Raw genomic sequence first — 15,594 nt, 5'->3', positions numbered from 1 at the left:
CAAAAGCAAAGAACAAACACCTAATACTCAATATTTTGCTGAAATAACGGCACCCCCTCCCCATCGCAAACGGAAAGAATCATACCAATAAAATAGATACATCTATAATTACGGTAATACTTACACATGTATTGTCAGCAAAGGAGACAACCCATGAAGATGGACATCGTAAGGGTGGAGAGGTCTGAGGCGGGGACCTTCGGCGTACTTATTGTGGATGGTTCCGCATTCTGCGTCACACTTGAGCGGCCGTGGGTCGACAACCAGCAGAATGTAAGCAGCATTCCGCCGGGTGACTATATTTGCAAACGAGTGCAATCCCCCAGTAAAGGTAATACCTTCGAGATTACCGGAGTCCCGGGCCGAAGCAACATTCTGATTCACAAAGGAAACTTTATCGGAGACAGCGAAGGCTGCGTTCTGGTGGGACAATACTTCGCAAAACTCAAGCACAATGGCGACTCAGAACGGGCCATTGCCAACAGCGGGACCACATTTACCCAGTTCCTGCAGATAACGGATGGTCAGAGTCAGTTTGACCTGACCGTGCACGGAGCCGTTGTCAGCAGTTGATCATGCAACCGGAGGGATAGGAGGCAGAAAAACCGTTACGGCAACTGGGCATCCTGTCCCTCCTGCCAATTTCAGGCCCCCGACAGCGGCGACAGCGCCTAGGGGCGGCAGTTTGTCCAGATTGGCAAGACACTCCAGCACCAGCCTGTCCGCCCTCAGGACGCACCTGTTCACGGAAAAGGTGTCGTCAGCAGGGCTATCCGCGCCGTGGGTATCTATTCCGATTCCTGCAACGCGTCTCTTTGAAACAAGCAACTCGGCGACTTCCGGTGAAAAGGCAGGAAAACGCATTGCCCAGCCGGAAGGGAGCGCGGAACACCCTGTCAGCCTGTCTCCCCGTTCGTCGTGCAGTCCGAGAAAAACTGCCGGTTCCTTCCACTTGGAACCCCAGCCCGTATTCAGCAGAAAAAGACATCCCTCCGGCACTCTGCCGAACTGCAGCTCCCAATTCTGCAGGTGTTCCGGCATGAAACAGGCCAGATCATTCTGGGCAGCCACACCTGAAAAATCTGCGACGGCAACCGGCAATACCGGCGGCGGTGTCAGTATGGCCGCAATATCCTTTCCATCCGGATAAAAGGTATTGGGCGCATTGCAGTGGGTGCCCGCATGTTCACTCATGGCAAAAGAGCGCAGGTAGAAACCGTCCGCCTCCGGAGATGCGCACGCCGAAAACCCTGTCACCGGGTCACCGGGCCAATGAGGCATCTCCGGAGAAATGGGGTGAGAGCAGTCCACCACCCCTGTATATAACAAATCATTCAACATCATTTCTTCATGCGCTCTCTGGGAGCAAGCATCATCTCGGGGTCCAGCAGGCTGCATATATCTTCCGCATTGGGGAGGCCAGATTCCCTGACGATTCCACAGACATCCTTACCGGACTCCTGCGCCTGCTTGACCAGACTTGCCGCCTCTTCATAACCGATGACCGGAGCAAGCGCGGTGACGACACCGAGTGAGCCCTTGACCAGTTGCAGGCAGCGTTCGGGGTTGGCGGTAATGCCGTCAATACAGCGGCGGCGAAGGGTGACGAAAGCCCGTGAAAGCATTTCGAGCCCCTGAAAGAGATTGAATGCAATGATGGGAAGAAACACGTTCAACTGCAATTGGCCGGATTCAGCCGCCATGGTCACGGTCATGTCGTTGCCGACCACCTGATAGGCGACCTGATTAACCATCTCCGGTATGACGGGATTCACCTTGCCCGGCATGATGGACGAACCAGGCTGAACCGGAGGCAGGTTGATCTCGCGCAGCCCCGTGAAGGGACCGGACGAAAGCAGCCTGAGGTCATTGCATATCTTTGAAATTTTGACGGATATTCGCTTCAGCATACCGGAAAGCATGACATAGGCACCGGCATCGCTGGTGGCCTCGATAAGATTCTCTGCGCGCCGGATAGGCAGACCGGTTATATCCGCAAGCTTCTCGACTACCAGATCGGCATAGCCGACGACCGAGTTGATGCCCGTTCCCACGGCGGTTGCCCCCATGTTCACCTCGCAGAGCAACAGACGCATCTCCTCAAGGCGCTGGATATCCTCTCCCACGGTCACGCCCCATGCGGCAAACTCCGCACCCAGCGTAATGGGAACGGCATCCTGCAACTGCGTGCGAGCCATCTTGATCACGCGGGCAAACTCGACGCCCTTGGCATCCAGCCCTTCGCGGAGTTCACGAATGGCCCTGATGAGATCATCTATGTAGCGCACCAACGCAATGCGGAACGCCGTGGGGTACACATCATTCGTGGACTGCGAAAGGTTCACATGGTTGAGGGGATGAATGACGTGGTAATCCCCTTTGTTATGGCCTGCAATTTCAAGGGCTCTGTTGCAGATGACCTCATTGGCATTCATATTCACCGAGGTACCCGCCCCGCCCTGCACCACGTCCACCACAAACTGGGAATCAAGCATACCGCTGCGAACGTCACGGCAGGCCTGCACAATGACTTCACCAATGGAATCCGGCAAAAGATCAAGTTCCATGTTGGCAAGGCAGGCGGCCTTTTTCACTTCGGCCAACGACTGGATCATCCTTTCAAAGCGGAAAATCGGGATACCGGAAATATCAAAATTCTCCAGCGCCCGAAGTGTCTGCACGCCATAATAGGCAGTATTCGGTACCTTGTGTTCGCCGAGACTGTCATGCTCCAAACGGTAGTCCATACTTCCTCCGAGAATCTGTGATGCATAACTGTTTTGTCAGGTCTGTTACTCATACTATGTCGGCAACAAAAAGCAACCCGTCAACCAGTTGTTGCCCGCCCGACGATATTCATGCTATACAAAGGGTTAACAGCTCCTTTTCTGCATCGGCTCCGCAGCATGCGGCATAAAGCTGTCCGGCGCACCAGCACTCGGGATGACGCAAGCATGTTTCTACGCACTGCAACATCCCCCCCGATGCATGCGTCACCACGAACAAACGGCCAACAGAGGTGTGCACGTGGCGTTTTTTCACTGCAAACAATGCGGCATCCAGAAAGAAGTCCCGGATACCTTTACAGGCAAGCCGGTCCGCTGTCCTTCATGCAAACAGGCTGTAACCATTTCGGCCAACGCCGACGCCGATGCTCCGTTGCATGAAGCAGCACGAAAGGACACCTTCCCCGCACCAGCCGGAATGCCGGACAAAGCGACCACATCTCCCACGGGCAGGCAGCAGGATCCGGCTACCCCCCAACGGCCGTCGCAGTCTGTGGAAATAAACTCCACCCAAACGGCAGAAAAGCGTTCTTTCATGCACGGCGGCCTGTTATCCAACCTCAAGGCCGGGCTGGAAGGCGGTCTGCTGCTGCTGTTCTTCTGCATTACCATTGCCACGCTTATTCAGGAGGCTGCCCCCAGCTCAGCCTCATATGGCATGATACTCAGCATGGGGCTCATTTCCAGCACGGTGTTCTGCATCACCATGTCACTTCGGGGCAGACTTCCTGTTGTCGCCGCAGGCCCGGAAACCGTGGTTTGCGGCCTGCTGTATCTCTTTGCCACCTTCATACAAAGCCAGTCCCCCAACATGACCATAGAGGCAACCGGCGTCACTCTGCTGGCAGGTCTGGTCCTATGCGCCCTGTTCACCGGTCTGGTCTCTCAGTTTGCCGCCACAATGGACGCCGGCAGCATTCTTCGATTCATCCCGCAACCCGTGATCGGCGGCATTCTGGCCATGGTGGGAGTTCTGCTCATCAACGGCGCTCTCCAGCTCAGTGCACTTGATCCCTTCTGTATCAAGGCTCTTTTGCCTGCTCTTGGCGTAGAACCGTGCCTGAAATGGATTCCGGCCGCATCCTTCGGCCTGCTGCTCACGCTTGTTCTCTATCGCTCCAAGAATGCCCTGTTGAACATTGCGCTTATCCTTCTGTCAGCGGCGGTAAGCCATGCACTGCTCAGATACTGGGGGTTCTCCATTGCAGAAGCCCAGAATATGAACCTGCTCCTGCAACCGGCCCTTGTGCCCCTTCCATGGCAGAGCACCAGCATGGAGATGTTGACGAGTATCCGCTGGGATATTCTGCTGAAAGGCGCACCATACCTCATTGCGATAACAATTCTCGTCACCTTTTCTCTTGCCCAGAAAGTCTATGCTCTGGAGCTGTTGATTGAAGATGAAGTTGATCTGAACGGTCTGCTCAAGAACTTGGCCACAGCCAACACCTTAAGTGCCTTTGCGGGCGGCCTTCCGGGTTCCATATCCCTCACCCGCAGCATAGGATCCGGCTTTGGCAGTAAAACGGGTCCCATCGCAGGAATAACCGCGGGCCTTGTCTGCGGTTCAGCAATTTTCTGGCTCGGCCCCCTGCTCGGCTACCTGCCACGCTTCGTTCCCGCAGGGCTGCTGGTCTTTTTCGGGCTTTCAATTCTGCGCAAATGGCTTGTGGATGCAAAACGCGGCTTTACGCGAATAGATGACTACGTCCTTCTCGTGCTCGTTTTCCTCATATCCGTCGCCTTCGGCATTCTCGCCGGCATGGCTGCAGGCTTCCTGTTTTCCATTCTGGTTCTCGCAAACCGCTATAGCAAAGTAACCGTCATCAAGCACTTACTGAACGGCTCCACAAACCGGAGCCGTGTAGACAGAGGAGCCGAGCACCTTGCCATACTGAGAACGCACGGCAACCAGATATTCATGATGCGCCTGCAGGGTTTCATATTCCTCGGGTCCACCACGCCGATTCTGGCCGCCATACGCAATCGGCTGAGGAATGAAAACGAGCCCCCCCTCAGATACATGATCATCGACTTCTCCCGCGTCAGCGGACTTGCCTCACAGGTGGCCATCAGCTTCACGCAGTTCAAGACCCTCGCCCGCAAGAGCGGATTCACACTACTATTCACCAACGTCCCCTTTGAAGTGGAACAGCAGCTTGAGGAAAACGGCTTCACGCTTAACGAGCCGGACGGGACCTCGATGTCCTTTGTCGAGATGGACTACGCACTGGAATGGTGTGAGGACAGCATCCTGAAGGAAGCCGGAGCCAACGCCCTTGCCGACAAGGGACTTGAAGACATGCTCTCCCCGGTCTTTCCCGACCCCGACAAGCTGCCCCTGCTGATGTCCTATCTGGAGAAGATGAGCTTCACGAGCAAGGAGCACATCTTCAGACAGGGAGACACGGCTGACGCCATGTATTTCATCGAACAGGGCATGATAACCATTCAACTGGAACTGGACGGCAGAAAAACCACCCGCGTCAAAAAGATGGGGCCCGGAACCGTGTTCGGCGAAATGGGCATATACACGAACGCCCCACGCTCCGCCTCCGCTGTTGCCGAAGGTACGTGCGTACTCTACCGGCTCTCACGGACTACGCTTGATCAACTGCAGCTCAAGGAACCGCTGCTCACCTCTGCCCTGCACCGTTTTGTCGTCAACCTGCTCTCGCAAAGAGTCAGCGACGCCAACCACCACGTCATGGATCTGCTGCGATAATGTTGGAAACAAAAAGAAGGCCCCGTTTTGCAACGGGGCCTTCTTTCTTTTATACAAATCGCAATCAGCGCATGGCAACAGCCAGTGCTACCGGTGAGCGCAGTTCACGCATCACCACACCTTCTGCACCGAGGTCAACCTGCTTGCCGGTATGACTTGTCACCACGGCCTCAATGTAGTCTTCATTGAGCAGCATGGGGTCGACCTGCACAACCGTGGTTTCCGGCTGCAATCCGGCGTCAGCACTACGGGTTCCCGGCAGGTAGATAGCGCCGGTACCAAAATCCACAGCAAAGGCGATTACTCCCGGAATGATGAAGAAGAACAGCCCGATACCGTCAAGAATGGCCACACCGGGATCAATCCTGCCTGCTCTCTGGCCTTTACGCTCGGGGTACAGAATCATGCCGCATGCCGTGAGCTGCACAACCATGGCCAAACACACGACAAGGGAAACAAGACGGGTCCACATATTCATGCTGCATCCTCAATAGCTAAACGTTACTCCCCCCGACATAACACCTTTTACTGAATACGGCGTTGTTTTGCAAAACGAAACCCCGCCGTTGGGGCGGGGTTTCCATACTCATCCCTGAACGGAATGGAATTACTTGATCACAGAGGCCTTCACGATCACCACGGGTTCAGTGGGAACATTCTCATGGAAGCCGTAGGTGCCGGTGGCAACGCCCTTGATCTTGTCCACAACTTCAGTTCCTTCAACAACCTTGCCGAATACACAGTATCCCCAGCCCTGCATGGTCTTGCCGGAATGGTTGAGGAAGTGGTTATCGTTCACGTTGATGAAGAACTGGGAGCTTGCGGAATGGGGAGCCATGGTACGGGCCATGGCGATGGTGTACTTGAGGTTCTGAAGGCCGTTGTCCGCCTCGTTCTCGATTTCTTCACGGGTGGGCTTCTGCACCATCTGTGCATCAAAACCGCCACCCTGAACCATGAAACCGTCGATAACGCGATGGAAAATGGTGCCATCGTAGTGGCCTTCCTCAACATACTGCACGAAGTTGGCAGCAGTCTTGGGAGCCTTTTCAGCGTCCAGTTCCAGCACAATATCACCCATGGAGGTTTCAAGCTTGATCACGGGATGTCCCCCTTGAGCCAGCGCGGAGCCGGCAGTCACGGTTATAAGAGCAAGTGCGAGAACGCACATCCAAAAAATCCGCATGAGATACACTCCCTGTTAGCGGTACGCAGCCTATTCCAAGGCGAACAGTGCTGTACCAAAAGTTATGCGTATGATCAACCACGCCCCGCCTTAACAACATTGCGCAGTCCGCCTCCGCGCATCGCGCAAACATCCCATACACCATTTCTGTAATGATTACCAAATAATAACGCGCACCCGAAATCAGGTGCGCGTTCATTAGAATTGGTCAAACCGCCAAGCGGCCCAAAGCTACTTGCCGGAAACGGTTTTCCAGAAAGCGGCAGCACCCGGATGTGCGGGAATACCTTCGGAAACGGCTTCTGCTGCAGTCATTTCCTTCAGGTCGCTCACGGCAGCACCAAGCTCCTCACGCTTGTCCCACAGGGACTTGGCAAGGGCACCGGCAAGAGACTCAGGCAGGTCACCGCGCATGACGATGCAGGTGTAGTCGCCGACAACGGGCACATCACCGGTTACGGAGGAGTAGACTTCCTTGTCGATCGTGAAGGTAGTGGTGCCCAGCGCCTTGCTCATGGCAACGCGGGCTTCTTCATCAACAGGCAGAATGACCACATCAGTCTGGGATTCAATCTTCATGACGATGGAAGCCTTGCGGCCCACGGCAAAGGCGAACATGTCAATGTGGTTGTCCGCCAGCAGGTTTGCACCGTCGCTGTAGGAGGCAAATTCCACACTGCCGCCCCAGGACTTCACGGCATCCCAACCGGAATGGAAGCCCTTTTCAAAGATGGAACGGATCACAAACTCGGAAGAGGTGCCGGGCTTGAGAGTAGCCATACGGATGGGCAGCTTTTTACGCACGATATCGCCCACGGAGGTAATGCCGTTCTTCTCGGCGTAATCCTTGCGCACGATGAAGTAGGTATACTGGCGATACAGGTTTGCAAGCAGCACAGCATTCTGCATCTGGGACTTGAAAGGCTCCTCGCCAGCACGTGCGGCACCGAGCACCGAGGCCACAGTAAGCCCCATGTCTCCCTTCATGCGGTCCACGTTGACGATGTTGGAAACGCCGCCGCCCGTGCCGCTGGTCGCGGGAGCCACTTCACGCGTCCACATTTCGGAAACCACACCGCCCAAAGCAAACCACGTTCCGCCGGGAGGGCCCGCCATGAATCTGAGCTGATCAGGCCACTGGCTCTTATCCACATTGTCACCGGCCGTACCGGCAGTTGCAGAACCAATCACTGTCATTACACACAGGACAAACATCAGAATAATCCGTTTCACGCTCTTACCTCCTCAGGTTCAGTATGACGTATAAAATATTACGCCTGCTCGCAGGCAGTTTCCTTGAATTGAGCAGCCTTGTACCAAGTGAACAGCAGGCCGGTTACAACCAGTACCCCTGCTGCCTTGCCGTAAAGATGCGGTGTAAGGCTGAGCCCTCCGCCCGCCACCAAAGCAAACTTCTGCCACAAGGCAAGAGGTCCCGCAGCATAGCCTTCTACCGCATGACCGAAGGCGAAGACTGCAGCAATACCTCCGATGATCGCCGCACAGTTCAGGAACAACGATCCGCTGAGAATAATGCCGGGATCATAACAGAAGGCAAAGGGCACGATAAAGGCCAGAATTCCCAGCTGCATGGCCTGAAAACCGGTCGCATTGGGAGACGCCCCCGATAGCGAACTTGCCGCATAGGCCGCCAGCGCCACGGGGGGAGTAATGGCCGATACAATAGCGAAGTAGAAAACGAAAAGGTGTGCCGCAAGAGGTGCAAAGCCCAGCTTGACCAGCACCGGAACGCCCAAGGCCGCAGCAAGGATATAGGCCCCGACGGTAGGCAGCCCCATGCCGAGAACAAGCGCCACAATCATGATGAGCACAAGGGCTATGAACCCCACGCCGTTGGCGAGGGATGAGACCATGGTGACAAACTTGAAGCCGATACCGGTCAGGGAAACGGCCCCGACGATGATACCGGCACTGGCACAGGCAATGGCGACCACGGGAATATTCTTGGCACCGCAGTAAATGGCGTCACATATACGCTTGGGCCCCATGCGGTAGCGCGCATCCGGCAAAGCCACACCCCACGCCCCCACAATACCCACCACCGCTGCAAGCATGGCGGTAAAACCGGAAAGCAGCAGCGTTACCAGCACCACAATGGGAGCAAGCATCCAAAGTTTGGAGAGCACCTCGCGGCGCGGGGGCAATTCTTCGCGTGTCAGACTGCGCAGTCCACGCTTTTTGGCCCGCAGATGCACCATGAGGAACAGGGCTCCATAATACATGAGAGCAGGCAGCAGTGCCGCGATGATGATGTCGCGGTACGGCAGCCCGAGCAACGAGGCCATGATGAAGGCCCCTGCCCCCATAATGGGCGGCATGATCTGACCACCGGAACTTGCCACGGCTTCAACGGCTCCGGCAAACAGCCCCGAATACCCCAGACGCTTCATCAGCGGAATGGTAAAGGTGCCGGTTCCGTAGACGTTTGCCACGGCAGAACCGGAAATGGAGCCGAACAGGCACGAACAGAGCACGGCAATCTTGGCGGGACCGCCAGCGGTTGTGCCCGCCATGGATTGGGCAAACTTCATGAAGTATTCGCCGATGCCGCTCTTATCAAGAAAACCGCCGAATATCAGAAACACCATGACGAAGGTGGCGGATACCCCCAGCGGTATGGAGAACACTCCCTCATCCGTCAGGAACAGGTGCTCCACAATCTCTTCAGGCGAAAAGGATAACCCGCGCATGGGCCCGGGGAAATAATGTCCGAAATACATGTAGCCTGCAAAGAAGGCTGATACGAGCATGAGCGGCAGCCCCACCACCCGCCGGGTCGCTTCCATAAGCATGAACACAAGCAAAATGCCGAGAACAAGCTGAACCGTGGTCAAAGGGTCAACGCTGACTATACGTGCGGTAATGGCGTCATGCTGCCATGCGGCATACAGGCCCGGTATGACTGAAAGCAGAGACAGAATCCAGTCTGGCACTGTCACCCTGTCTTTGGGAGAACGCTTAGTGGCCGGATACAGCCAGAACGCCAGCGGAAACACCAGACTCAGATGGGCGATACGTTGCAGGTAAGCCTCAAAGGCTCCGAACACAGCGGTATACAGGTGGAACACACCGATCAGAACAATATACACATACACCATTCGGCGCATCCATCCGGACAACTCTCTCATACAAACTCCTTAATACCGCGTAAGACCTGACATTATCATGACAATAACAATTTCGTTCAACCGAAGAAGTGTTGTCACAGCCCCAATGGAGTCGTCAAGGAGACCACTTGCGCTCATACACCACCACACCCCCACAAACAATGGTGAATACATGAAAAAAGCGCGCCTCCCATGACGGAAAGCGCGCTTCTCAAGCTATTTTACGCAATTATCTACAATATTTCAAAAACCAGCTTTTCCTGCTCCAAGCCTATGCGTACCTGCCTGCCATCCTGCAGCTCCCCGCCAATGATCATGCGGGCAAGGGGCGTCTCCACATGCTGTTGCAGGTACCGGCGGAGCGGACGGGCACCATATACGGGGTTGTACGCAACCCGTGCAATGTGGTCGGCAGCGGCCTCATCAAGCTCAACAGTAATGGAACGCTCATCAAGGCGCGCCTGCAGCCGTTGCATGAGCAGGCCCACTATTTGCTTGATCTGATCAAGCATCAGCGGCCTGAACAGCACCGTTTCGTCCACACGGTTCAGGAACTCGGGCCTGAAGTTGTTCCTCAGCTCCCGCATGACGGAACCACGCACACCGGGCTTGAACTCTCCATCATCGGTAATGCCCTCAAGCATGAGCGGAGCCCCGACGTTGGAGGTCATGATGATGATGGTATTCTTGAAGTTCACGGTACGTCCATGACTGTCCGTGAGCCGCCCGTCGTCCAGAATCTGGAGCAGGGCGTTGAACACGTCGGGATGCGCCTTTTCGATCTCGTCAAAGAGCACCACGCTGTATTGCTTGCGGCGCACGGCCTCGGTCAGCTGACCGCCCTCGTCGTACCCCACGTAGCCGGGAGGCGCACCGATGAGTCGCGCCACGGTGTGCTTTTCCATGTACTCGCTCATGTCCAGACGAACGATGTTCTCTTCCGAATCAAACAGCGCGGCAGCCAACGTCTTGCACAGCTCGGTCTTGCCCACCCCGGTGGGGCCGAGGAAGATGAAGGACCCGATAGGCCGGTTGGGGTCTGAAAGCCCCGCGCGGGAGCGCAACACCGCTTCCGCCACGGCATTCACGGCCTCATCCTGCCCGACAACACGCTTGTGCAGCTCTTCACCCAGACGCAGCAGTTTCTCCCGTTCGGCTTCCAGCAGCTTGGATACGGGAATGCCCGTCCAGCGCGCCACTATCTCGGCGATGTCGTCGGGATGCACTTCCTCCTTGAGGAGCCTGCCATCCTTGTCTTCACCGGCCTGATACTCGGCCAGTTGTTTTTCCAGATTGAGCAGTGTGGAATACTTGAGTTCCGCCGCGCGATTAAGATCATAGTTGCGTTCCGCCTCCTCAATGGCGCGGCGGGTACGCTCAATCTCTTCCTTGAGATTGCGCTCGGAGTTGATGGTGCCCTTTTCACGTTCCCACTGGGACATGAGGGTGGCCTGATTCTCACGCAGCCCCGCAAGCTCGTTTTCAAGCTTGCGCAGACGTTCGCGGGAACCTTCGTCGCTTTCGCGGCGCAGAGCTTCGCGTTCAATCTCAAGCTGCATGATCTTGCGGTTGGCTTCATCCAGTTCCGACGGCAGGGAGTCAATCTCCGTGCGGATCATGGCGGCAGCTTCATCGATCAGGTCAATGGCCTTGTCCGGCAATTGCCTGTCGGAAATGTACCTGTCCGAAAGGGTCACGGCCTCCACGATGGAGGAGTCGCTGATGCGCACGCCATGATGCACTTCAAAACGTTCCTTCAGACCACGCAGAATGGAAATCGTATCCTCAACGGTGGGTTCCTCCACCACGATGGGCTGGAACCGGCGCTCGAACGCAGGGTCCTTTTCTATGTACTTGCGGTACTCATCCAGCGTCGTCGCGCCTATGCAGTGCAGTTCGCCACGGGCCAGCATGGGCTTGAGCAGGTTGCTCGCATCCATGGCGCCGTCCGTCTTGCCCGCCCCCACAATGATGTGCAGTTCGTCAATGAACATGAGGATGCGGCCTTCGGCCTTCTCCACTTCCTTGAGCACAGCCTTCAGGCGTTCCTCGAACTCGCCGCGGTACTTGGCACCGGCAATGAGCGCCCCCATATCCAGCGCAAAGAGACTTTTGTCCTTCAGGCTTTCCGGTACATCCCCGTTGAGAATGCGGTGCGCAAGGCCCTCCACGATGGCGGTCTTGCCCACGCCAGCCTCGCCGATGAGCACGGGGTTGTTCTTGGTGCGACGGGAAAGGATACGGATGGTACGACGTATCTCCGCATCGCGTCCGATCACGGGGTCCAGCTTGCCCTTGCGGGCTTCCTCAACGAGATCGCGCCCGTATTTCCTGAGCGCCTCGTAGGTGTCTTCGGGATTGGGCGAGGTAACACGCTGCGCACCTCGCACGTGGGTCAATGCGGCGAGCACCTTATCCTGATTGAGACCGAACTCCTTGTTAACACGCCCCACTTCGGACGAGGCAGGCTCATCCAGCGCCGCACAGAACAGGTGTTCCACACTCACGTATTCGTCCTGCAGACGCTTGGCAAAATCCTGCGCCCGCACCAGCATACGATTAAGCCGCGGGGTAACATAGATGGAATCGGGTCCCACACCGGGACCGCTCACGGAAGGCCGTCTGCGCAATTCCTTGCCCAGAGCCTCAAGATACGCCTTGGGCTTGTGCCCCATCTGTTCCAGCAAACGGCTCACAAGTCCGTTTTCCTGCTCCACCAGCGCCTGCACAAGATGCTCAACGTCCACCTGCTGGTGTCCCAGACGGATGGCAACGTTCTGCGCCTCGCTGATGGCAAGTTGTGATTTTTCGGTGAATTGGTTCAGATTCATGCGTCATCTCTCCCGCAATAAGCAGTATGAATGAGAATTATCAGTCGCGTATCAGCAGTTCCAGTTCCTGCACCTTGCGCTCCAGTTGATCGATACGATCCAGCAGATCCACAATGATGGAACCGCCGAGCGCGTTCAGATTGAAATCGGCGCAAATGCGCTCAAGCTTACGGATGCGGTATACGTCTTTGCGCGTGAAAAGATATTCTTCCTGTGCGGTGCGCGCAGGATGCAGCCACCCCAGTTCCAGCAGTTCGCCAAGCCGCGTGGGGTGCACCGCGGCAAGTTCGATAAACTCCGCCCATGCGATGTAGTCGGACTGAATGGGCAGGTCTTCGTCATAACGATACATATCCATCATGGCCTCCGCAGGCGTGTTTCATGTGCAGTTTGTTGCTGTTGTGCTTTCCGGTTTCAGGAGGCAGGAGCCGGCGGCTCCTGCCCTCAGATACCTATATGAATGCACGTATCCCTTTCGCTAATTTCCGGAACGGAACTAGAAATCCCGGGGCGAAAAGCCGGAAACTTCACGCAAGCTCTCCCACAGGCCCCGTTCCTTTTCGGTCAACGAATCCGGTACCCTGACCATGACACGGACGAACTGATCGCCACGTGCCGATGCGCTGCCAAGGCCCTTGCCGCGCAGGCGCAGCTTCCGGCCGCTACCCGTTCCGGCAGGTATATTGAGCTCAATATCGCCATCCAATGTGGGAACACGCACCGTGGCACCAAGAACGGCCTCCCACGGGGCGAGCGGCAGATCGAGCACCACGTTCACGCCATCCAGCTGGAAGCGGTTGTGGGGCTTGATAACCACCTTGAGATACAGATCCCCGCTGGGGCCGCCCGCCATCCCCCGGTCTCCCTGACCGGAGAGACGGATCTTCGCCCCGTCCTTGACGCCGGCGGGAATGTTCACTTCAAGGGTCTTGCTGGCACCGGCATCCTGAATGGTCACGGCCTTGCGGCCTCCATGATAGGCTTCTTCCAGCGTCAGGCCGAGGGTCGCCTCCACATCACGCCCGCGACGCGGCCTGTTGGAATAATTGCCGAAGGGATCAGCACCGAAGCCGCCACCGGAACGTCGGAACCCTCCGCCACCAAAAATGGTTTCAAAGAAATCGCTGAAATCCCCACCGCCCTGAAAACCTCCGAAATTCATATTCTCAAATCCGGGGGGGCGCTGGAAGTTCTGGCCATGCTGCCAGTTTGGCCCAAGCTGGTCATACAGCTTGCGCTTTTCGTCATCCTTGAGCACCTCGTACGCCTCGTTTATCTCCTTGAACTTGGCTTCCGCGTCCTTGTTGTTCGGATTGAGGTCAGGATGATACTGACGCGCCAGCTTCTTGAATGCTTTTGCGATATCGTCTTTTGATGAGCTTCTGGATACGCCCAACAATTTATAATAATCCTTGTATTCAACTCCCATCTCGTATAGCTCTCCTCAGTAAGACGACTGGCGGAATCCCGCCGTTTGCAATGCAGACGAGCGTTCTGCATTTTCGAATGCTAACATAACGCACCATAATTCATAGTCAACCGCACTCCCCTTCAAAGCATCATGACCAGATCCGTTCCGGTACTTATGTACCACTATATATCACGCTGGAAAAACCCCATTGCCGTCTCCCCCGAACTATTCGAAGAACACTGCGCAACAATGGCCCGCAAGGGGTGGCGCGGCATCGGGCTGGACGAGGCGGAAGACTTTTTCATTCAGGGCAAGCCGCTGCCGGATAAATCCGTGCTCATCACCTTTGACGACGGCTTTCTGGACAACTACGTCTATGCCTTTCCCATTCTTGAAAAATACGGGCACAAGGGGACGATCTTTGCCGTAACCGGCAAGATTGAAACCGGCGAAACGCCCCGTAATACCCTTAAGCAGGTGTGGAACAACGAATGCTCCGCCGATGCCCTGCCCCGTGTTGACCAGCCCTATGTACCGCATGCGCTCGGCTTTGACGAACGCACGGATCACTTCATAAGCTGGGAAGAGGCAAGGCTCATGGAAAAAAGCGGCGTGGTGCGGGTATCATCTCACTCCGCATGGCACAAGACCGTTTTCGTGAGTCCCGAATATGACGGATTCTTCCAGCCCGGCAAACGCAGCCGCACCTTCGACCGTGTGGATGCCGAAGTCATATGGGGGCTTCCCCGCTTCAAGAATCGTCCGCGTCTTTCCAATCGTGCATTCATTCCCTCCTCCCGCCTGATGGACGCCATCCGCGATCTGGTGCCGCAGGAGAAAGAAGCCGCCTACGCCTTTTTCGCCGAGGCGGACAACGTGGAAAGGCTGAAGACGCTGGTTGAAGGCTTCTCCAAGGAAGAACTGGGCACATATGAAGACGACATGGCCATGCAAGGCGCTCTTCGGCAGGAACTGGCTGAAGCCAAGGCGACCGTAGAACAGAAACTCGGAAGGCCCGAACGTTCGCTGTGCTGGCCGTGGGGCGCGTTCTCTCCCGACGCCTTGTCCATAGGCAAGGACTTGGGGTACCAGTGTTTCTTTACCACGAACATGGGCGCAAACCCCGGCGGCTGCGCTGATCACGTGCACCGCTTCAAAGCAAAGGACAAACCTGCCTCATGGATGATGATGCGGCTGCAGATTTACTCCCGCCCGTGGCTTGCCAACCTGTATTCGTCCATACGCCTGTAGGCTAGCCCACCTCCCAAGCTGCCGTAGAGGTAGCTGCCCAGCTTCATCCTCACCGCAATACCCATTGCAACACGAAAGGCGCCTCCCAACCGGGGCGCCTTTATCTTGTTATCACCTCACTCACCACGTCCCCTTGCCCTTCAACAGCAAGCCGCTCCACGACGCCAAAAGACAACCTGCATGGTTCTCAATATATAACGGCAATCATCGCTCTTTCTGCTACTATACAACACAAACTATCTCATTGTGTTTTTTCTTACAGCTAGAAGCAATCCG

Annotated in this window: 12 protein-coding genes; 3 read left to right on the top strand and 9 right to left on the bottom strand. The window is 56.0% G+C overall.

The features are described from left to right. Positions 1–153: 153 nt before the first annotated feature. Positions 154–573, top strand: a complete 420-nt coding sequence (locus tag N1030_RS03695) for a DUF5675 family protein (RefSeq protein ID WP_265827756.1) — start codon at positions 154–156, stop codon at positions 571–573. Here the strand turns inward: N1030_RS03695 and N1030_RS03690 are convergent, their stop codons facing one another. Together N1030_RS03690 and N1030_RS03685 are read right to left on the bottom strand one after the other, a co-directional pair. Continuing rightward, on the bottom strand, positions 574–1,341 hold the full coding sequence (locus N1030_RS03690) for a cyclase family protein (RefSeq protein ID WP_265829010.1): 768 nt from the start codon (positions 1,339–1,341) through the stop codon (positions 574–576). Then, complete coding sequence (locus tag N1030_RS03685; protein ID WP_265827755.1) at positions 1,341–2,747, bottom strand: aspartate ammonia-lyase; 1,407 nt, start codon at positions 2,745–2,747, stop codon at positions 1,341–1,343. Before N1030_RS03685 ends, N1030_RS03690 begins: the two co-directional genes overlap by 1 nt. A 280-nt stretch (positions 2,748–3,027) precedes the next feature. Here N1030_RS03685 and N1030_RS03680 point away from each other — a divergent pair, with 280 nt between their 5' ends. Next, the gene (locus N1030_RS03680) at positions 3,028–5,511 is read left to right on the top strand and encodes an SLC26A/SulP transporter family protein (RefSeq protein ID WP_265827754.1); all 2,484 of its coding nucleotides are present in this window, start codon (positions 3,028–3,030) and stop codon (positions 5,509–5,511) included. A gap of 64 nt (positions 5,512–5,575) precedes the next feature. On the opposite strand, the gene N1030_RS03675 is transcribed toward N1030_RS03680, so the two are convergent. The 7 genes from N1030_RS03675 to N1030_RS03645 form a co-directional block, all read right to left on the bottom strand. Beyond that, on the bottom strand, positions 5,576–5,989 hold the full coding sequence (locus tag N1030_RS03675) for a hypothetical protein (protein WP_265827753.1): 414 nt from the start codon (positions 5,987–5,989) through the stop codon (positions 5,576–5,578). A 129-nt stretch (positions 5,990–6,118) separates the two neighbouring features. Further along, on the bottom strand, positions 6,119–6,697 hold the full coding sequence (locus tag N1030_RS03670; protein WP_265827752.1) for a peptidylprolyl isomerase: 579 nt from the start codon (positions 6,695–6,697) through the stop codon (positions 6,119–6,121). Between the two features lie 231 nt (positions 6,698–6,928). Next, positions 6,929–7,930, bottom strand: a complete 1,002-nt coding sequence (locus N1030_RS03665; RefSeq protein WP_265827751.1) for a TAXI family TRAP transporter solute-binding subunit — start codon at positions 7,928–7,930, stop codon at positions 6,929–6,931. 38 nt (positions 7,931–7,968) lie between these two features. Continuing rightward, positions 7,969–9,846 carry a TRAP transporter permease gene (locus N1030_RS03660; protein ID WP_265827749.1) on the bottom strand — a complete coding sequence of 626 codons (1,878 nt, stop codon included), beginning with the start codon at positions 9,844–9,846 and terminating at the stop codon, positions 7,969–7,971. Positions 9,847–10,058: 212 nt separating this feature from the next. Beyond that, a complete protein-coding gene (gene clpB / locus N1030_RS03655; protein ID WP_265827747.1) occupies positions 10,059–12,656 on the bottom strand; it encodes an ATP-dependent chaperone ClpB in 2,598 nt (865 codons plus the stop codon). Positions 12,657–12,696: 40 nt separating this feature from the next. Then, positions 12,697–13,014 carry a chaperone modulator CbpM gene (locus N1030_RS03650; protein WP_265829009.1) on the bottom strand — a complete coding sequence of 106 codons (318 nt, stop codon included), beginning with the start codon at positions 13,012–13,014 and terminating at the stop codon, positions 12,697–12,699. A 138-nt stretch (positions 13,015–13,152) separates the two neighbouring features. Beyond that, entirely contained in the window at positions 13,153–14,085 is a 933-nt protein-coding gene (locus tag N1030_RS03645; protein WP_265827746.1) for a DnaJ C-terminal domain-containing protein, read from the bottom strand. A gap of 132 nt (positions 14,086–14,217) precedes the next feature. Here N1030_RS03645 and N1030_RS03640 point away from each other — a divergent pair, with 132 nt between their 5' ends. Beyond that, positions 14,218–15,318, top strand: a complete 1,101-nt coding sequence (locus N1030_RS03640; protein ID WP_265827744.1) for a polysaccharide deacetylase family protein — start codon at positions 14,218–14,220, stop codon at positions 15,316–15,318. Positions 15,319–15,594 lie beyond the last annotated feature (276 nt).

Source organism: Desulfovibrio mangrovi (assembly GCF_026230175.1).
Lineage (GTDB): Bacteria > Desulfobacterota > Desulfovibrionia > Desulfovibrionales > Desulfovibrionaceae > Halodesulfovibrio > Halodesulfovibrio mangrovi.
Note: the sequence above shows the minus strand (reverse complement) of the source record. Positions and strands in the feature narration are given on the sequence as shown.

Excerpts from the sequence above, each read along its gene's own strand:
- N1030_RS03650 (WP_265829009.1), bottom strand. The coding sequence starts at position 13,014 with ATGGATATGTATCGTTATGACGAAGACCTGCCCATTCAGTCCGACTAC.
- N1030_RS03690 (WP_265829010.1), bottom strand. The coding sequence starts at position 1,341 with ATGTTGAATGATTTGTTATATACAGGGGTGGTGGACTGCTCTCACCCC.
- N1030_RS03685 (WP_265827755.1), bottom strand. The coding sequence starts at position 2,747 with ATGGACTACCGTTTGGAGCATGACAGTCTCGGCGAACACAAGGTACCG.
- N1030_RS03695 (WP_265827756.1), top strand. The coding sequence starts at position 154 with ATGAAGATGGACATCGTAAGGGTGGAGAGGTCTGAGGCGGGGACCTTC.
- clpB (WP_265827747.1), bottom strand. The coding sequence starts at position 12,656 with ATGAATCTGAACCAATTCACCGAAAAATCACAACTTGCCATCAGCGAG.
- N1030_RS03670 (WP_265827752.1), bottom strand. The coding sequence starts at position 6,697 with ATGCGGATTTTTTGGATGTGCGTTCTCGCACTTGCTCTTATAACCGTG.
- N1030_RS03640 (WP_265827744.1), top strand. The coding sequence starts at position 14,218 with ATGACCAGATCCGTTCCGGTACTTATGTACCACTATATATCACGCTGG.
- N1030_RS03645 (WP_265827746.1), bottom strand. The coding sequence starts at position 14,085 with ATGGGAGTTGAATACAAGGATTATTATAAATTGTTGGGCGTATCCAGA.
- N1030_RS03675 (WP_265827753.1), bottom strand. The coding sequence starts at position 5,989 with ATGAATATGTGGACCCGTCTTGTTTCCCTTGTCGTGTGTTTGGCCATG.
- N1030_RS03660 (WP_265827749.1), bottom strand. The coding sequence starts at position 9,846 with ATGAGAGAGTTGTCCGGATGGATGCGCCGAATGGTGTATGTGTATATT.